This window comes from Methylobacterium sp. BI1 (assembly GCF_056680125.1).
Window position 1 is genome coordinate 5,088,566 of the sequence record NZ_CM155267.1, and the last position, 17,426, is coordinate 5,105,991.

Genomic DNA, 17,426 nt, shown 5'->3' on the forward strand with positions numbered 1-17,426 from the left:
GCGCCATAAAGACCCCAGGCAGGTCGAATCACGAGAGCGGAAGGGAAAGTCCGTGCCCACCAGAGTCCTGATGCGCCCCCAGGCGGCACCCGACGGCGACGGGACCCTGCGGGCGTTCTCCTCCCGGCACTTCCTCAAGCTCATCGAGGATACGGGCAAGATCGGCTTCTGGTCCGCGGACCTCCGCACCGAACGGCTCGATGCATCGCCGGGCCTCTACCGCATCCTCGGCCTGGACCCGGCCTCCCGCGTGACCTTCGCGTTCGGCATGGACATGATCCACCCCGACGACAAGGCGGCCCACGCGGACCAGATCGCGGTGCTGCGGAGTGGTCAGCCGATCAGCCGCGAGTTCCGCATCATCCGTCCCGATCGCACCCAGCGCTGGCTTCTGCACCATGCCGAGGTGATCCTGGGGCCGGACGGCAAGCCGAACCAGGGCATGGGCGTGGTGTTCGACGTGACGGCCCGTCACGATGCCATGAATGCGGTCATGCAGCGGCACGACCGCCTCAACGCCCTGATCGCCGCGACCGCCGCGGTCTTCTGGGTGAACAAGGCGAACGGCGAGCCCAGCGAGATGCCCCAGTGGATGGCCCTGACCGGCCAGAGCCACACCGAGATGGAGGGCATGGGCTGGCTGAACGCCGTCCACCCCGATGATCGCGCCCGGACCCAGGCGGCCTGGATGACGGCGGTCGCGCATACCGCGCCCTACAACACCGACTACCGGGTTCTGTGCGCGGACGGCATCTACCGCTGGTTCAACGCCCGTGGCGCCCCGGTCCTGAACCGCGATGGCTCGGTGCGGGAGTGGGTCGGCGTCTGCCTCAACGTCCCGGGCCGGAACCGGTACGGGGCCTCCGGCACCGAGGCCTCGCCGCCACCCTCCCCCCAGGCGGCGGTTGCGGATTCCGGCGAGGCCGGACTGTCCTCGGGACAGGTGCGGGCCGCCCGCGGGCTGACCGGCCTGTCGAAGGAGGAACTGGCCAAGCTCGCCAACGTCTCCGTCTCGACACTGAATCGACTGGAGGATTCCAACTCCACGATTCAGCCGCGGCACGACACGATCCTGGCCGTGCGGCGGGCCCTCGAGGGGGTCGGCGTCGAGTTCATCTTCGAGGCGGGGAAGAAGCCCGGCGTCCGCGAGGCGTAAGCGGGGTGGCGCCCTCGGGCCGCCCCGGAGATATCGTTCAGTTGGCCGTCCGGCGCGCGGCGGCGGGTGCGAAGGTCCAGCCGTCCAGGGAGCGGGGGATCGGCAGGCGCGCAAGGTCCAGCCCGCACGAGGCCTTGTAGACGTGCTCCTCGGTCAGCATCCTGAGCCCCTGCTCCGCCGACTCACAGGTTCCGAGAACGTCGTGGTCCAGCAGAACCACGTAACAATCCTTCTGCGCCAGGAGCGTTCGCTGGATGCGGAGCGCTCCCTGAGGCGTATCACAGAGCCAATAACCACCCATGGCGCGCACCTCCACCTGAGATCCGGGAGCGAGATCATGCGGCCCGCACCCGATTCGTGTCCAGAACCTTAATGCATACCTTTTGGGCTTACCTGCACAATTCCGCTGGATCGACCGGTCCGTCACGATAGAGTGCCTGCGAGAACCGGAAGAGGATGACGGGATCGGAGGCGCGGCTCTACACTCCCGCCCCCGACGACGGCCCCGATCCGGTGCCCGATCCGGTGAAGGAGTGCAGGGTGAGCGGTACAGAATCCGACGAGGATCGCGTCCGGAATACCACGCAGGTCGTGTCGAGGTCGCGCCGGTCCTTCCTGGCGCGGGGCACGGCCCTCGTCGGCGGCGGCCTGGTCGCCGAACTCGCGGCCGATCCGGCCGCGGCGGAGGCCCCGGCCGGCGGTCCGCCGGGCGTACCGCCCTGGATGACGGCCCCCGGCGCGGACACCGGGGCGCAGCCCTACGGGACGCCATCGCCGTTCGAGAAGAACGTCGTCAAGAACATTCCGAAGACCCTCAAGCAATACACCTCGGCCTCGGTACGCACGCCGCTGCAGGAGCTCGACGGGATCATCACGCCCAACGGGCTGTTCTACGAGCGCCACCATGGCGGCGTCCCCGAGATCGACCCGGCCCAGCACCGGCTGATGATCCACGGCCTGGTCGAGCGGCCCCTGGTGCTGACCATGGACGACGTCCGGCGCTTCCCGAGCGTGTCGCGGATCCACTTCATCGAGTGCTCGGGGAACCCCGACTTCAAGGCGATCCGGGCGGGCCGCACCGCCTCCGACCTGGTGGGGCTGGTAAGCTGCGCCGAATGGACGGGGGTGCGCCTGAAGACGGTGCTGGAGGAGGCCGGACTGAAGCCGGGCGCCAGGTGGGTGATCGCCGAGGGCGCGGATGCGGCCGCGCTGACCCGCAGCCTCCCGATCGCGAAGTGCCTCGACGACGCGCTGCTCGTCTACAGCCAGAACGGCGAGCGCCTGCGCCCGCAGCAGGGCTACCCCCTGCGCGTGCTCCTGCCCGGCTACGAGGGCAACATGAGCGTGAAGTGGCTGCGCCGGCTCAACGTCACGGACGAGCCGGCCTATTCCCGCGAGGAGACGGCCAAGTACACCGACCTGATGCCGGACGGGACCGCGCGGCAGTTCACCTTCACCATGGAGGCGAAGTCGGTGATCACGCGCCCCTCGGGGACGCAGCGGATCGTGCCCGGCTTCACCGAGATCACCGGGATCGCCTGGAGCGGGCGGGGCACGATCGCCCGGGTCGAGGTCTCGGTCGATGACGGCCGGAGCTGGCAGGACGCGCAGCTGCAGGCGCCCGTCCTCGACAAGGCGCTGACCCGGTTCCGCTTGGCCTGGAGCTGGAACGGGGAGCCCGCCGTGATCCAGAGCCGGGCCACCGACGAGACCGGCTACGTGCAGCCGCTCTTCTCCGAGCTGGCCGGGGCCCGGGGCCTGAACTCGTTCTACCACAACAACGCCGTCATCCCCTGGCGCATCGCGGAGAGCGGAGAGGTGTCGAATGGCTATCCGAAAGCGTGACGCCGCCGCGCTCCCGGGGGGCGCACGTCCCGCGGTCACCTTGGCCGCGATCGGAATGACCGCGATCGGTTTGGCCGCCGTCGTCTCGGCCGGCCCGGTCTCGGCCGAGGGCCGCTACGGGATCGGACGCCCCGCCACCGCGGCGGAGGTCTCCGCCTGGAACATCGACATCGACCGGGACGGCCGGAAGCTCCCGGCGGGCCGCGGCAGCGTCGCCCAGGGCGGCGCCCTCTTCGCCGAGCGCTGCGCGTCCTGCCACGGCGAGAAGGCCGAGGGCGGCATCGGCGACCGGCTCGTGGGCGGCCAGGGCACCCTCGCCTCGGCCAAGCCGGTGAAGACGGTGGGCAGCTTCTGGCCCTATGCCCCGACGCTGTTCGACTACGTCCGCCGGGCCATGCCGATGAACGCGCCGCAATCGCTCACGGACGACGAGGTCTACGCCGTCGTCGGCTACCTGCTGAACCTGAACGGGCTGGTACCGGACGACGCCGTCCTGGACGCCAGGACCCTCGCCGCCGTGCGGATGCCCAACCGCGACGGCTTCGTGCCGGACCCGCGCCCCGACGTGCCCTGAGACGCGGAAGACGCCCGGGGTTGGCTCAGGGGTCCGGCTCGCCTCAGCTGCCGGACTTGGCGTGGACGTTGGCGAAGAACAGCTCCCGCCAGTCCTGGGCGCCGCGCCGGATCGCCTTGGTGCGGGCCATGAAGCTCACCACGGGCAGGATCGCCTGGGGCGTGGTGGTGAAGCTGACCTGGGGCGAGGCCAGGATCGAGGCGATCAGGCCGACATCGGAGCCGTCGCGGGCGAGGCGCGCATAGGCCTCGGCGGCGGCCCGGGAGTCGCCCGCGATGGACGCGACCGCCTCCTCCAGGGCCGCCGTGAAGGCGGCGTGGACGAGGGGATTGGCCTCCACGAAGGCGGCGGAGGCCCAGACCACGTTGAAGGTCGAGGGCGCGCCGAGCACGTCGAAGGAATTGAGGATCGTCCGGATGCCGGGCCTGCGCAGCTCCAGCTCCTGGATCGGCGCGGCGGTGAAATGCGCGGTCACCTCCTGGCCGGCCAGGAGGGCGGCCATGCCGTCCGGGTGCGACAGGGTCACGGTCAGGCGGTCGAGGTCGTTGCGCCGCGCCGCGCCGAGCTCCTTCTCGGCCGCCATCTGCAGGAACATCGCCTGGACGGAGACCTTCACGGCCGGCAGGGCGATCTTGTCCTGGTCGGTGAAGTCGGCGAGCGACCGGATGCGCTCCGCGTTGGTGTTCATGAGGAGCGGCATGGCGTTCATCGCCGCCACGCCCTTCACCGCCATGCCGGTGCCCTCGGTCTTGGACCAGAGCAGGACGAGGGGCGGCACGCCGCCGGCTACGAACTGGACCGAGCCGGACAGGAGCGCGTCGTTCATCGCGGCCCCGCCCGCCAGGGTGACGTAGCGGGCGCCGAGCCCCGGCAGGCCCCGGGCCGCGGCGTGCTTCTGGAGCAGGCCCCGGTCCTCCATGAGCATCAGCGGCAGGTGCCCCAGGCTCGGCTGGCGCGCGATGCTGACCGCCTGCACCTCGGCCCGGGCCGGGCGCGCGCCTCCGAGGAGCGGTAGTCCCGCGCCGAGCAGTCCCCCGGCCAGTACGTCGCGTCGGCGCATGTGAACCTCCCTGGACCGGACTCGCGAGGGTGGGGGCGGTCGGGCCGCCTTACGGAACGGGGACTTTCGCCGCGGACATCTTCGGCCGGCGGATCACCGGGGCGGGCACGCTCTCGATCAGCACGTTGAGGCAGGCCGGCAGGCCGCTGGCGTAAGCCGCCTCCAGGGCCCCGGGCAGGTCCTCGGCCCGGGTCACGAGGGCGCCGTGGCCGCCGAGCGCCGTCACGACGCGGTCGTAGCGGGAGCTGAGGAGGTCGCAGTGGCGGGCCCGCGCCGCGCCGTACTGGCGCAGCTGGATCTGGTACTCGGCGTTCCAGCGGGCATCGTTGCCCACCACCGCGATGAAGGGCAGGCCGTAGCGCACGGCGGTGTCGAACTCGGCCATGTGGAAGCCGAAGGTGCCATCCCCCAGGACCGCCACCACGGGCCCCGCCGGATCGTGGAGCCGGGCCGCCAGGGCGAAGGGCAGCGACGCGCCGATGGTGCCCGAAACCCCGTTGATAAGGCGCCGGGGGGCCTGCACCAGGGCCTGGGGCCATTGCCCCATCTCGCCGCCGTCGCAGATCAGGGTGCCGCCGGGATGCCGGTCCAGGAAGGCGGCGACGCCGCGGCACAGCTCCACCGGATGGAGGCGGCCCTCCGGCCCGCGCCGGTCGTCCCACTCCAGGGGGCGGTAGGCCACGGCCGCCCGCACGGCGGCGTGCCAGTCCGGCCGGCCGGCGGGGCGGCACTCGCCCGGGACTCGGGCCAGGGCCGCGAGGGTCGGCAGCGCATCGGCCGCGCCCGAGACGGCGAGGCGGTCCGGGTCGACCCGCGCGACGAGGGCGGGGTCGGGGTCGACGACGACGAAGCGGCAGGCCGGCGCCACCGCGGGCGCCTCGCCGAACTTCAGGGTGAAATCGAGGGGCTTGCCCACGAGCACGAGGCAATCGGCCTGGGCCAGCACCTCGGCGAAGGCGCCCAGGCTCGGATCGTTGAGGCCGCGCGGGCTCTCCATGCCGAGGACGGGCACGCCCGAGGCCGCCTCCAGGGCCGCCATCCGGGCGCGCCCTTCGGCGCCGCAGGCCACCGGGCCGCACAGGATCAAGGGGCGCCGCGCCCGTTCGAGCTCCGCCGTCACCGCCGCGACGAGGTCGGCGCCGGGCTCGCCGGCCGGGCTCGCGGCCCCGGCCGGGACCGTGGATCGGTCTGAGGACGGGGCCGAAGATGCCGCGGCGGGTTCGCCAGAGGGGGCGGCCGGAGCGGACGCCTCCAGGAGGTCGACCGGCAGGCTGAGATGCACGGGCCCCGGCCGGCCCTCGCGGGCGATCCGCAGGGCCCGGGCGATGTCGTCCGCCAGGGTGTCGACCGAGGCCGCCGTCCACGAGGCTTTGGTCATCGGCCGGGCGATGTCGGCCTGGGCGAGTTCCTGGAAGGCGCCGCGCCCGAGCTCCGACAGCCCGGCATGGCCCGAGAGCAGGAGGACGGGACTCTCCGCCGCCAGCGCCGTGAACAGGGCGGCGGCGCCGTTGGTCTGTCCCTGGCCGCCGGTGACCAGGGCGACCCCGACCTCCCCGGTCAGGCGGCCCCAGGCATCGGCCATGTGCACGCAGGCGGCCTCCTGGCGGACATGCACCACCGCGATGTCCGTGCCCAGCAGGGCATCGAAGATCGGCATGATGTGGTTGCCCGACAGGGTGAAGATGCGGCGGACGCCGAGGCGCTCCAGCGTCTCGACGACGATGTCGGCTCCGCGCGGCCGGCCCCGGGACTGGTCCATGGCGTCTCTCTCGGCGATCCGTCGGGTGGGGGCGCGGCCTCAGGCCGCCGCGTCGAGCAGGGAGGCGCCCGGGCGCACATGGGTGAAGGCGACGGGCTCCAGGGTGACGCCGAGCCCGTCCACGCCCTGGCGCACCACGGTGTAGTGCGAGGTGGCGAGATCGGAGGCGTCGGGGAAGTCCTCGCGGAAATGCGCCCCGCGGCTGTCGGTGCGGGCCAGGGCCGCCGCCCGGATCGCCTGGCTGACGAGGACGAGGTTCTCGAGGTTGAGCCGGTCCATCCAGGTCAGGTTGTAGCGGCGGTCGCCGTCGGGGATGCCGGCCTCCGCCACCGCGGCCGCGAGGCCGTCGAGGCGTTCCCCGGCCCGGGCCAGCCCGGCCGCGTCGCGCAGGATGCCGACATCGTCCCACATGGTGGCGTAGAGGGTCTCTCGGATCGCCTCCAGGTCGCCGGCCGGGCGCCCGAGGGGGCCGTAGGCGCGGGCGAGCCCCGCCTCCACCGCGTGGGGATCGGGCTCGGCGAGGCGGCGCACGGCCCGGACGTCGCGGGCCATGGCGGAGCCGGCCAGGCCCCCGAACACCGTCGAGTTGGCGACGCCGTTGCCGCCGAGGCGGTTGGCCCCGTGCACACCGCCGGTATCCTCCCCGGCCGCGTAGAGGCGCGGCAGTTCGGTGCCGCAGCCGGGGCGGAAGGCGACCCCGCCCATCATGTAGTGGGCGGTGGGGATGACCTCGACCAGGCCCCCGGCGAGGTCGAAGCCGCAATCGGCGCAGCGCTCCACCATGCCCTTGAACTTGGCGGCCACGTCCGCGGGGCCGAGATGGCTCATCTGGATGTAGACGCCGCCGTGGGGGGTGGCGTGGCCGTCGCGGATCCGCCGCATGATCGAGCGGCTGACGACGTCGCGGGTCGCCCGCTCCGCGCGGGGATCGTAGTGCTGCATGAAGCGCTCGCGGCCGGCATCGAGCAGGTAGCCGCCCGCGCCCCGGAGCCCCTCCTCCAGCACGGTGCCGGTCATCCGGGTGCCGGCGCCCGCCAGCAGGCCGGTGGGATGGAACTGGACCATCTCCATGTCGCGCAAGGGCAGGCCGGCGCGGAGCGCCATGGCGAGGCCGTCGCAGGTCTTGTCGCCGGAGGGCGTGTGGAACTTGTACATGGTCGGGCCGCCGCCGGTGGCGAGCAGGGTCGCCCGGGCGCGGACCAGGACCGGGACCCCGGTCCGCATGTCCAGCATCAGCACGCCGGCGAGGCCGGAGCCGTCGGCGGCCGGGATCAGCTCGAGGGCGCGGTGGTCCTCCAGGCGCCGGACGTCCCGGCGCCAGACCTGCTCGGAGAGGCGGTTGATGATCTCGATGCCGGTGAGGTCGCCCTTGTGCACGGTGCGGTCGAAGGTCTGCCCGGCGAAGGCCTTCTGGTGGACGCTGCCGTCTGGGTTGCGGTCGAAGAAGCAGCCGAGCTCGGTCTCCAGCTCGCGGATGCGGACCTGCGCCTCGGTGACCAGGGTCCAGGCCAGTTCCTGGTTGTTGAGCCACTTGCCGCCCTCGATCGTGTCCATGAAGTGGCGCTCGACCGAATCGCCCGGGGCGAGGGCGACGTTGTAGCCGCCCTGGACCATGCGGGTGCAGCCGCACTTGCCGAGCAGACCCTTCACCGCGACGGTGACGTCGAGGTCCGGGGCGGCCTTCTTGGCGTGGAGGGCGGCGAACAGGCCGGCGCCCCCGGAGCCCAGGATGAGGATGTCGGTCTCGATCGTGGTCGGCACGGCGCGCATCAGGCAGCTCCCAGGCTCTCGATGACGGCGTCCCGCCGGCTGGCGACGTCGCGCTGGACGTCGGCGAAGAGCGAGCCGCCGTGGGAATCCATGCCGACCAGGAGGGGTCCGAAGTCGCGGATCGCGAACTTCCACAGGCTCTCGGGGTGGAGGTCGTCGAGGTCGATGTCCTCGATCCGCTCGATCCAGGTCGTCTCCAGGGCGGCGGCGCCGCCGACGATGGCGAGGTAGGCGCCGCCCTGCTCGGCGAAGGCCGCCAGGGTCTGGGGGCCCATGCCGCCCTTGCCGACGATGAGGCGCACGCCCTCGCGCCGCATCAGGGCGTCGGTGAAGCGCTCCATCCGCATGGAGGTGGTGGTGCCGATGCAGAACGGCGCGTAGCCCACGGGCGCCTCGGGCGAGACCGGCACCCGGTGGACGTTGGGCGCGGTGTGGATGACCGCGTGGCCGGCGAGGTCGAGATGCGTCCGGCGCGCCCGGTCGAACATGTGGATCAGGGTGGCGTCGCGGATGCCGAACAGGGTCTTGCGCAGGGTGACGGTGTCGCCGACCTTCAGGGCGCGGGCCTGCGCTTCGTCGATCGGCATGTCGAGGATGTGGTGCATGGCGCTGCCCTCCCGGAAGCCGCGTGGGTCACTCGAAGGCGATGCCGCCCGGGGTGAAGGTCGCCCGGGCCCGGCGGGCCGAGTGGCACTGGATGTTCACCGCCACCGGGTTCTGGGTGATGTGGGTGGCGGCGACCTCGACATGGACCGCGAAGCTGGTGGAGCGGCCGCCGAGCCCCTGCGGGCCGATGCCGAGCTCGTTGACGGCCCGCGACAGCTCCGCCTCGATCCGGGCTCCCTCGGGGTCGGAGCAGGCGGTGCGCAGCTTGCGGGTGGCCGCCACCTTGGCGAGGTGCATGCACAGGTCCGAGGTGCCGCCGATGCCGACGCCCACGATGGTCGGCGGGCAGACGCGGCCGCCGAGCTCGATCACCCGGTCGATGACGAAGCGCTTGACCGCGTTGATGCCGTCCGAGGGCAGCAGCATCTGCAGGAACGAGCCGTTCTCCGAGCCCGAGCCCTTCGGGATCATCTCCACCGAGACGGTCTCGGGCCGGTCGTCGAAATCCACGTGGATGATCGGCACGCGGATGCCGCACGAGGTCTGCTCGTTCACGCGTGTGATCGGGTGGACCACCGAGGAGCGGAGGGAGTGCTCGGTGGTGGCCCGGGCGCAGCCGCGCCGGATGGCGGCCTTGAGGTCGACGCCCTCGACGCGCACGTCGCGCCCGATCACCACGTTGTAGATCGGGATGCCGGTATCCTGGCAGAGGATGTTCTTGGTGCGCTCGGCCACCGCGATGTTCTCCACCATGGTGCCGAGGATCGCCCGGCCGGTGGCGCTGGTCTCGTCGCGGGCGAGATCCGTGAAGCCCGCCTTGATGTCCGGCGGCAGCAGCTTCAGGGCGCGGACGTAGAGGTCCATGCACACCGCTTCGACTTCGGTGAGGTCGAGGTCCATGCCGGTCTCCTTATCGCGGGTTGGGCTCAGGCGCCGCCGAGCAGGAACAGGAGCCCCACCGCCAGCCCCGCCGCCACGCAGGCGGAGACGACGAGGGCCGTCCGCTCCCGGGTGACGAACCATTCGAGGGCCAGCACGCGCAGCCCCAGGACCATGTGCAGGGCGAGCGCGCTGACGAGGCCCCACTCGGCCGTGCGCACGAAGCCGTTATGGGTCAGCCCGAGGAAGCTCTCGAGGCGGTCGGCCCCCTGCAGGGCGGTGCCGAGGGCGATGAAGTGCATCGGCAGGAACAGCGCCAGGGCGATCCCCGAGAGGCGGTGCAGCAGGGCGGCGGCGAAGCCCGCGCGCGGCCGGGCTGCACGCGGACGGGCCGCCCGGAGGGCGTTGCGCCGCGGGGCTGCGGTCTGCGTCCCGGCGCTCATGCGACGTAGACCGCGAGCGCCGCGCGCAGGCCGAGGACGACGAGCAGCGCCGCGACGGCGAGCATCGCCCCGTCGAGGGAGCGTCCGCGCCAGGGCGTCCACTCCCGCAGAATGCTGCGCAGGCCGATGGGCGCGTGGACCGCCGCCGCCACGACGAAGAGGCCGTAGAACACGAGGAAGGCGTGGTTGCCCTGCGTCCGCCCCAGGATCTCCCCGGCGGTGAGGCCGCCGCGCACGGCGTACAGGATGGTGCCGAGATGCACCGCCACCGCCACCGCCAGGATCACGGCGGTGCCGCGCTGCGCCACGTAGAGGAGCGGGCTCATGCCGACCTCCGGAAGTGCCGGGCGCCGAAGCGCTTCAGGGCCGACCGGGCGGTGGCCCGCTTCAGGCCCGCGATGGCGAAGGTCGGCGCCAGGGCCTTGGGGCAATGCTCGGTGCAGCTCATGTGGGTGTGGCAGGACTGGCAGCCCGCATCCCCGGACACGGCCTCCAGCCGCGCCGCCTGGCCCCGGTCGCGGACGTCGTTCACTAGGGTCCAGGCCCGGTTGAGGGCGGCCGGGCCGAGATAATCCGGGTTCCAGGCGACCACGTCGCAGGCGGCGTAGCAGACGCCGCAATTGATGCACTCGATGCCGGCATCCACGGCCCGGCGCTCCGGGGAATCCGGTGCCACCACGGCGAAGTCCGCGGGCGGCGCGTCGCCGGGCTCGAAGGCCCCGTGGGCGGCGGTCCACTTCTCGAAGAACGGCTCCATGTCGACGGCCAGATCCTTGACCACCGGCAGGTTGCGCAGGGGCTCCAGGGTGAGGCCGTCCTCCTCCGCCACCGCCGCGACCCGCGTGCGGCAGGTCCAGCGCGGGCGCCCGTTCACCGTCATGGCGCAGGAGCCGCACATGCCGACCCGGCAGGCGAAGCGGTAGGCCAGCGTCGGGTCCTGCTCGCGCTGGATCTCGGTGACCACGTCGAGGATGGTCTGGGCCGGGCGCCGCGCCACGGTGAAGGCCTGGAAGCCGTCGTCCCGCCGGATGCGCACCGTCAGCGTCGCGCCGGGCACGGCCTCGACCGTGGGATCGGCCCGGGAGGGGGTGGGAACCGGAGCGTTCATGCCTCAGCGCTCCGCCTTGGCGCCGGCGCCGGGGAAGAACAGCTCGCCCTGGTCGGTGGCCTTGGCGGACACGAGGCCGGCGCGGTTCATGTAGTCGAGATAGGCCAGCATGTTCAGCGGCGCGCTGGTCCACTGGGTCTGCGGCGCGCGGATGATCTCCACCGCCTCCGCCTCGGTGAGCCGGGCGTTCTCCGCCTTGATCCAGAGGGCGGCGACCCGCGCCGGCTCGGCCTTGATCAGCGCCAGGCTCTCCTCCAGGGCGGCCCGGAAGGCGGCCACGATCTTCGGGTTGGCGGTGACGAAGCGGCTGCTCGCCCAGACGAGGTTGAAGGTGTGCGGTCCCCCGAGGACGTCGTAGCTGTCGAGCACCTTGCGGGCCTTGGGGTCCTTCAGCTCCATCTCCTGGAACGGCGGCGAGCCGAAATGCGCGGTGATCTCGGAGCGGCCGCCGAGCATCGCCGTCTGCGCGTCGGGGTGGCCCATCGAGACCGTGAGGGGGTCGAGCTTGCCCTGCTGGCCCGGCCCGTAGGCCTTCTCGGCGGCCATCTGCAGGGTGATGGCCTGGATGGAGCTCTTCACCGTCGGCAGGGCGATCTTGTCCTTCTCGGTGAAGTCCTTGATCGAGGACACGGCCGGGTTCACGCTCACCAGCCAGAGCGGCATGGCGTTGAGGGCCGCCACGCCCTTGACCTGCAGGTTGCCGCGGGTGCGCCCCCAGATCGTCAGCATCGGCCCGACGCCGCCGGCGGCGAAGTCGAGGTTCCCCGAGAGCAGGGCCTCGTTCATGCCCGAGCCGCCGGTGAAGCGCAGCCACTCCGTCTTGAGCTCCAGGCCCTGCTGGCGGGCCTGCTTCTCGAGGAGCTTCTCCTCCTCCATCACGGTGAGCGGCAGGTAGGAGATGCCGAACTGCTTGGCGAGGCGCACCACCGAGGCCTCCGCCCGGGCGGATTCGGCGCCGGCCAACAGGGTCGCCGAGACCGCTGCCGAAACCACGGCCGCGGCGCCGCAGAGCCGGATGAGACGGCCAAAAGCCACGAGACGGCCAGGTGCCATGAGATGGCCAAGCGCCATGGGTTCCTCCTGCCTTGGGCCCGAATTCTCTGGTCCGGTGCCGAGGGCCACGATAGCCTCGCGTCGAACGCTGTCAACAGTCATATGTCATATACATGAGTTGCCGATGTCGAACCGCATGCGCGGCCCCGCCAACCCCGAGGCGCCTCCGCAGGTCCCGCCGCCGGGCGCGCCCATGACCGGACCCACGATCGAACCCGCGACGGCGTCCATGACCGCGTCCGTGACCGGACCCATGCCGGCGCCCGGAGATTCGGCGCGGACCGCCCCCCTGGCGAGCCGCCCGCTCTACCTGCAGGCCCGCGACCTGCTGCTGCGCCGGATCGTGGACGGGACCTGGAAGCCGGGCGGCTACCTGCCGAGCGAGCCGCAGCTCGCCCTCGACCTCGGCGTCTCCATCGGGACGATCCGCAAGGCCATGGAGGACCTCGTCGGGCAGGGCCTGCTGGAGCGCCAGCACGGGCGCGGCACGCAGGTGGTGCCCCATTCGAGCGACCGGTCGCGCTTCCGCTTCCTGCGCTTCGTCCACGGCGACGGGCGGCCGTTCCGGCCCGTCGCCCGCGTCCTCTCGGCCGGGACCGCGCGGGCCGACGCGCAGGACCGGGCCGCCCTCGGCCTGGGGGCGGGCGCCCGGGTGCTGGTCCTGCTGCGGACCCGCAGCGAGGACGGCGTGCCGCTGATCTACGAGCGCATCGCGCTGCCGGCCGAGCGCTTCGCCGCCCTGAAGCCGGAGCCCGGGGCCGAGATGCTGGAGGAGATCTACGTGCTCTACCAGGCACGCTGCGGCCAGACCGTGGCGCGGGCCCGGGACACGATCGCCACCGACCGGGCGAGCCCGGCCATGGCGGACGCCCTCGGCTGTGCGCCGGGCGCGCCCGTGCTGCTGGTGCGCCGGGTCGCCGTCGCCCTCACGGGCGACCCCATCGAGTATCGCCAGAGCTGGACGGCGGCGCTCCACTACCGCTCCGACCTCGACTGACGGAGCCGAGGTCCTTCGGGTCGACCGGCCTCAGGCCTGCATGCCCCAGCGCTGCAGGGTGTGGCGCTCGATGGTCTGGAAGATCAGGTTCTCGACGCAAAGGCCGATGAGGATCACGGTCAGCAGCCCCGCGAAGACGTTGGGGATGTCGAGCATGTTCTTGTTCTCGAAGATGAACCAGCCGAGGCCGCCCGAGCCCGAGCTGACGCCGAAGACGAGCTCCGCCGCGATCAGGGTGCGCCAGGCGAAGGCCCAGCCGACCTTCAGGCCCGTGAGGATGCTGGGGAAGGCCGCCGGGATCAGGATCTTGGTGATCAGCCGTCCGCCGCGCAGGCCGTAGTTGCGCCCGACCATCTTGAGGGTCCGGCTGACCGAGAGGAAGCCCGAATGGGTGTTGAGGGCGATGGCCCAGGTCACCGAGTGGACCAGCACGAAGATCAGGCTGCCGTTGCCCAGCCCGAACCAGATCAGCGCCAGGGGCAGCAGCGCGATGGCCGGCAGGGGATTGAACATCGACGTCATCGTCTCGAGGAAGTCGGTGCCGATGCGCGAGCTGATGGCGATGCCGGTGAGCAGGGTCGCCAGCACGATCCCGAGGCCGTAGCCGATCAGCAGGACCTTGATCGAGCCCCAGGCCCGCAGCACCAGGGTGCCGTCCGCCACGCCCCGGGCGAAGGCCGAGACGGTGGCGGAGAAGGTCGGGAACAGGAGGTCGTTGTCGAGGTAGCGACCGTAGGCCTCCCAGATCAGGGCCAGCGCCGCCAGGATCACCAGCTTGCGCAGCCAGCCCTGGTTGTAGAGGCGCTCGACGGGGGAGAGCGGCTTCTCGACGACGGCGCCCCCGTAGGCGCCGCCGGTCTCGCGGACGATCTCGGGACGGGCGGGCCGGAGGAGAACGGGTGACACGAGCGCCTTCGCAGTCCTAGACATTCTCCGCCTCCTTGATCTCTTCGGAAAACAGCATCTGATGGATGCGCTGCTCCAGCAGCAGGGTCTCCTGCGGCGAGCCGGCCGTGTTGAGCTCGGCCTTGACCTCGCCGGGATGCGGCGAGAGCAGGAGGATGCGCGAGCCGATCTTGATCGCCTCCGGAATCGAGTGCGTGACGAACAGCACCGTGAAGCGGGTCTCCTCCCACAGGGCCAGGAGCTCGTCCTGCATCCGCCGGCGGGTGAGCGCGTCCAGGGCCGCGAAGGGCTCGTCCATGAGCAGGATGTCGGGCTCCATCGCCATGCCGCGGGCGATGGCCACCCGCTGCTTCATGCCGCCCGACAGCATGTGCGGATAGCTGTCGGCGAAGGACGAGAGGTTGACCTTGTCGATATAGTGCATGGCCCGCTCGTCGGCGGCCCGGCCCGACAGGCGCCCCGAGGCTTCGAGGGCGAAGGCGACGTTCTGGCGGACGGTCTTCCAGGGCAGGAGCTGGTCGAATTCCTGGAACACCATCATCCGGTCCGGGCCGGGCTCGGTGATGGCCTGCCCCTTGAGGCGGATCTGGCCCTCCGTCGGCGCCATGTAGCCGCCCACCGACTTCAGGAGGGTGGATTTCCCGCAGCCCGAGGGTCCGAGCAGGACGAACCGGTCGCTCGGGAAGACCTGGAAGCTGACCCGGTAGGTCGCCGTGACGAGGTGGTCGGGGGTCTTGTACTGCAGCGTGACGCCGTCGACCTCGAGCAGCGGCACCGTGACGTTCGAGGGCAAGCCTGTCACCAAGCTCATCGCATCCTCCCTTTAGCCACGCGCATCGCGGCCGAACTGATTTTCAGGGGCGGTCTGGAGCCGCCTCGCCTTGGGACAACCGGTCGCCCGAGCCCCGAACCGTCGGTCCCGGCACAATCGTTCGTCCGACACCTGGATATCAAGCACGATCCTTCCTGTAAATATAATAGCTATCTATTATAAGACAGGAATTTAGTCTTGATCTTGCGATGTTCCGGGGCTGCCGGATGCGTCCGGGACGCGACCCACGCGCGGACTGTCCCGGACGGGACTTGTGCCGGGCCGCGCGGATTCCGGCAGTCCGGCCGGAACGCGCGAAGGGCCTGCCGAGGGAGGTCCGGGCCCGGCGCGTCGCCCCCCCCGCAACACGGCCCTCGACACGGCGCGCAAGGATCCGGGCACGACCAAGCGCATCCTGGAATTGGGTGGTACAGTGCCCAGGGAGGCCGAAGCCGGGCCCGCCGCCCTGCAGGCCATCGTCGCGCGCGAGGTCGCACGGTGGACGGCCGTGCTCCGCTCCGCCGCCGACGCCAATCCCTAGATCCTGTCCGGGACCGGCCCCTCTCGCAAGGCCGTGCCGGTCCCCGTCACCAGCCCCGGCCCCGTGCCGGGCATCCCACCGCTTCGCCGAGCCGGAGCAGCAGAGGCCTCTTCCGCGTGGATTCCTACCTCACCTCGTCCTTCCTGCTCTCCCTCCTGCAGATCGTCTGGATCGACATCATCCTGTCGGGCGACAACGCGGTGGTCATCGCTATGGCCTGCCGGGGCCTGCCCGAGCGGCAGCGGCGGATCGGCGTCTTCGCGGGGGCCGCCGCCGCGGCCCTGCTGCGGATCCTCTTCGCGGTCGTCATCTCGCACCTGCTGGCGGTGCCGCTCCTGAAGGTGGTGGGCGGCCTCATCCTGCTGCACATCGCCGTCAAGCTCGTGCAGGGCGAGGCGGAGGACGAGAGCGCCGTCAAGGAGCAATCGAGCCTGCCCAAGGCGATCTGGACCATCGTGGTGGCGGACGCCGTCATGAGCTTCGACAACGTCGTGGCGGTGGCGGGGGCCGCCAAGGGGCACGACGCACTCTTCATCATCGGCCTCGCCCTGTCGGTGCCGCTCCTCGTGGTCGGTGCCAGCCTGATCACCCGGCTGATCGACCGGTTCCCGATCCTGATCTGGTTCGGCGGTGGCCTGCTCGGCTGGGTGGCCGGCGAGATGATCGCCACGGACCGACTGGTTCAGCAGCAGCTGGTCGCGGCGCTGCCCGCGAGCCTGCACGGCGCGGTCGCGCACGCGATGGGCGCCCTCGGCGCCGCCCTCGTCGTCGGGATCGGCTTGGCACTCAAGCGCCGGTCCGACCGGGCGATCGCGCGGCAGCAGGCCGACGCCGTGGGCCGGGCCGAGGCGGACGTCCTCGGCGGCTGATCCGCGGCCCCTGCGGCCGCGCCGCGACCGGACATGAAAAAGCCCCGCCTCGAGGAGGCGGGGCCGATGGGCGGGGTCGTCCGAAGGCGGTGGCGGGCGCTGTCAGGCGGCCAGCTTCAGCGCCGAAGCCGGGGCCGAAGCCCGAGCGTTGTCGTTCACGACGGCGAGCTCGCCCGCCGAGATGACGGGGGCGGCGTCCTTCGGGGTCAGCCGGTCGGCCACGAAGGCCACCAGCGCGACGTTGGCGGTACCGGCGAGGGCGACGAGGAGCAGAGCGGTCATGAGGGGCGGTCCCGAGTGGTGATTGCGTTGCACCGCTTATGACGCATCGCAGCATTCTCTGGTATGCCAGATACGATATGCCAGATATACCAGTCTTGCATGGATGATCGCGCCGGCGAGACTGGAGTCCCTCTTGCCTGCATTATGCTGCGCGATCCCGACTTGGCAGAAATGTACTATTCTTCAGCATATGGGGCTCTTCAGCATCGGGGGCCGGCCCGTGCTGGTCCCGCGCGGCCGGATCACCCGCCCGGGGAACAGGTCCTCGGATCGGTGCCTCACGCCGCGGGGTGGCGCGCGCAACGCGTCTCGAGGCCCGGCGCGCGGCCGGATTCCGCATCCATCAGGCTGCTCTCGTACTGCAGCAGGTCCCGGCCCCGCTTGAGAGCCTGATAGGGGCGGCCGGCCGTGATCTCCTCGTAGATCGCGAGCAGGAACGGGGCCGTCGCCGGGGTGGATCGCATCAGTTCGAGCGCCTGGCTCTGGAACAGGCCCTCGACCTCCGCCGGGTCGTCGGCGAGGTAGAGCACCTGGAGCGTCACGCAGAGCTTCTTGGCGGGGGTGTCCGCCTCGCTGTCCTTGATCACCTCGGATTCGCGCAGGAACTTGCACTGGGTCTCAATGGCGATGTTGGCCCGCCGCCCGCCGTTGCGGATGAGCGCGCCGTTGATGAGGAACCCTTCGTAGGGCTTGAGGTCGAGGCGCAGGGTCATGGGGGTGCATCCCTTCTGGACGGATCGGGGCGAGGGGCGCGGGGGGCGGCGCGC

General features: G+C 71.5%; 20 protein-coding genes. 6 read left to right on the forward strand and 14 right to left on the reverse strand.

What is annotated here, in order from left to right; all coding sequences use genetic code 11:
- Positions 1 to 52 precede the first annotated feature (52 nt).
- Complete coding sequence (locus AC1MGR_RS24140; protein ID WP_480233212.1) at positions 53 to 1,156, forward strand: PAS domain-containing protein; 1,104 nt, start codon at positions 53 to 55, stop codon at positions 1,154 to 1,156.
- Positions 1,157 to 1,193: 37 nt separating this feature from the next.
- Here the strand turns inward: AC1MGR_RS24140 and AC1MGR_RS24145 are convergent, their stop codons facing one another.
- Positions 1,194 to 1,376 carry a hypothetical protein gene (locus AC1MGR_RS24145; RefSeq protein WP_480233213.1) on the reverse strand — a complete coding sequence of 61 codons (183 nt, stop codon included), beginning with the start codon at positions 1,374 to 1,376 and terminating at the stop codon, positions 1,194 to 1,196.
- 236 nt (positions 1,377 to 1,612) lie between these two features.
- Between AC1MGR_RS24145 and soxC the strand changes: the two genes are divergently transcribed.
- Together soxC and AC1MGR_RS24155 are read left to right on the forward strand one after the other, a co-directional pair.
- The gene (gene soxC, locus AC1MGR_RS24150; RefSeq protein WP_480233214.1) at positions 1,613 to 3,001 is read left to right on the forward strand and encodes a sulfite dehydrogenase; all 1,389 of its coding nucleotides are present in this window, start codon (positions 1,613 to 1,615) and stop codon (positions 2,999 to 3,001) included.
- Between the two features lie 55 nt (positions 3,002 to 3,056).
- Entirely contained in the window at positions 3,057 to 3,575 is a 519-nt protein-coding gene (locus tag AC1MGR_RS24155; protein WP_480233215.1) for a c-type cytochrome, read from the forward strand.
- Between the two features lie 43 nt (positions 3,576 to 3,618).
- Here AC1MGR_RS24155 and AC1MGR_RS24160 read toward each other — a convergent pair whose 3' ends face one another.
- The 9 genes from AC1MGR_RS24160 to AC1MGR_RS24200 are packed head-to-tail and all read right to left on the reverse strand — an operon-like array spanning position 3,619 to position 12,271.
- Positions 3,619 to 4,635: an ABC transporter substrate-binding protein gene (locus AC1MGR_RS24160; RefSeq protein WP_480233216.1), complete on the reverse strand. Its 1,017-nt coding sequence runs from the start codon at positions 4,633 to 4,635 to the stop codon at positions 3,619 to 3,621.
- Positions 4,636 to 4,684: 49 nt separating this feature from the next.
- Positions 4,685 to 6,394 carry a thiamine pyrophosphate-binding protein gene (locus AC1MGR_RS24165; RefSeq protein ID WP_480233217.1) on the reverse strand — a complete coding sequence of 570 codons (1,710 nt, stop codon included), beginning with the start codon at positions 6,392 to 6,394 and terminating at the stop codon, positions 4,685 to 4,687.
- Between the two features lie 39 nt (positions 6,395 to 6,433).
- Positions 6,434 to 8,164: an L-aspartate oxidase gene (locus AC1MGR_RS24170; RefSeq protein WP_480233218.1), complete on the reverse strand. Its 1,731-nt coding sequence runs from the start codon at positions 8,162 to 8,164 to the stop codon at positions 6,434 to 6,436.
- Positions 8,164 to 8,769 (reverse strand): fumarate hydratase C-terminal domain-containing protein, encoded by a 606-nt coding sequence (locus AC1MGR_RS24175; protein ID WP_480233219.1) that lies wholly within the window; start codon positions 8,767 to 8,769, stop codon positions 8,164 to 8,166. The genes AC1MGR_RS24170 and AC1MGR_RS24175 overlap by 1 nt, the downstream gene beginning before the upstream one ends.
- A gap of 28 nt (positions 8,770 to 8,797) precedes the next feature.
- Complete coding sequence (locus AC1MGR_RS24180; protein ID WP_480233220.1) at positions 8,798 to 9,670, reverse strand: fumarate hydratase; 873 nt, start codon at positions 9,668 to 9,670, stop codon at positions 8,798 to 8,800.
- A 26-nt stretch (positions 9,671 to 9,696) separates the two neighbouring features.
- Complete coding sequence (locus AC1MGR_RS24185) at positions 9,697 to 10,092, reverse strand: succinate dehydrogenase, cytochrome b556 subunit (RefSeq protein ID WP_480233221.1); 396 nt, start codon at positions 10,090 to 10,092, stop codon at positions 9,697 to 9,699.
- Complete coding sequence (locus AC1MGR_RS24190) at positions 10,089 to 10,418, reverse strand: succinate dehydrogenase (protein ID WP_480233222.1); 330 nt, start codon at positions 10,416 to 10,418, stop codon at positions 10,089 to 10,091. The genes AC1MGR_RS24185 and AC1MGR_RS24190 overlap by 4 nt, the downstream gene beginning before the upstream one ends.
- Positions 10,415 to 11,200 (reverse strand): succinate dehydrogenase/fumarate reductase iron-sulfur subunit, encoded by a 786-nt coding sequence (locus tag AC1MGR_RS24195; RefSeq protein WP_480233223.1) that lies wholly within the window; start codon positions 11,198 to 11,200, stop codon positions 10,415 to 10,417. Before AC1MGR_RS24195 ends, AC1MGR_RS24190 begins: the two co-directional genes overlap by 4 nt.
- Before the next feature lie 3 nt (positions 11,201 to 11,203).
- Entirely contained in the window at positions 11,204 to 12,271 is a 1,068-nt protein-coding gene (locus AC1MGR_RS24200) for an ABC transporter substrate-binding protein (RefSeq protein WP_480233224.1), read from the reverse strand.
- A gap of 211 nt (positions 12,272 to 12,482) precedes the next feature.
- Between AC1MGR_RS24200 and AC1MGR_RS24205 the strand changes: the two genes are divergently transcribed.
- The gene (locus AC1MGR_RS24205) at positions 12,483 to 13,250 is read left to right on the forward strand and encodes a GntR family transcriptional regulator (protein ID WP_480233225.1); all 768 of its coding nucleotides are present in this window, start codon (positions 12,483 to 12,485) and stop codon (positions 13,248 to 13,250) included.
- 30 nt (positions 13,251 to 13,280) lie between these two features.
- On the opposite strand, the gene AC1MGR_RS24210 is transcribed toward AC1MGR_RS24205, so the two are convergent.
- Positions 13,281 to 14,180 carry an ABC transporter permease gene (locus AC1MGR_RS24210; RefSeq protein ID WP_108037760.1) on the reverse strand — a complete coding sequence of 300 codons (900 nt, stop codon included), beginning with the start codon at positions 14,178 to 14,180 and terminating at the stop codon, positions 13,281 to 13,283.
- Complete coding sequence (locus tag AC1MGR_RS24215; protein WP_480233226.1) at positions 14,173 to 14,967, reverse strand: ABC transporter ATP-binding protein; 795 nt, start codon at positions 14,965 to 14,967, stop codon at positions 14,173 to 14,175. The genes AC1MGR_RS24210 and AC1MGR_RS24215 overlap by 8 nt, the downstream gene beginning before the upstream one ends.
- A gap of 274 nt (positions 14,968 to 15,241) precedes the next feature.
- On the opposite strand from AC1MGR_RS24215, the gene AC1MGR_RS24220 reads away from it, so the two are divergent.
- Positions 15,242 to 15,508, forward strand: a complete 267-nt coding sequence (locus tag AC1MGR_RS24220) for a hypothetical protein (protein WP_480233227.1) — start codon at positions 15,242 to 15,244, stop codon at positions 15,506 to 15,508.
- 116 nt (positions 15,509 to 15,624) lie between these two features.
- Positions 15,625 to 16,377: a TerC family protein gene (locus AC1MGR_RS24225; RefSeq protein WP_480233228.1), complete on the forward strand. Its 753-nt coding sequence runs from the start codon at positions 15,625 to 15,627 to the stop codon at positions 16,375 to 16,377.
- A 102-nt stretch (positions 16,378 to 16,479) separates the two neighbouring features.
- Here the strand turns inward: AC1MGR_RS24225 and AC1MGR_RS24230 are convergent, their stop codons facing one another.
- Together AC1MGR_RS24230 and AC1MGR_RS24235 are read right to left on the reverse strand one after the other, a co-directional pair.
- Positions 16,480 to 16,659: a hypothetical protein gene (locus AC1MGR_RS24230; RefSeq protein WP_108037754.1), complete on the reverse strand. Its 180-nt coding sequence runs from the start codon at positions 16,657 to 16,659 to the stop codon at positions 16,480 to 16,482.
- A gap of 278 nt (positions 16,660 to 16,937) precedes the next feature.
- Positions 16,938 to 17,372, reverse strand: a complete 435-nt coding sequence (locus tag AC1MGR_RS24235; protein ID WP_480233229.1) for a flagellar biosynthesis repressor FlbT — start codon at positions 17,370 to 17,372, stop codon at positions 16,938 to 16,940.
- Positions 17,373 to 17,426: the final 54 nt, after the last annotated feature.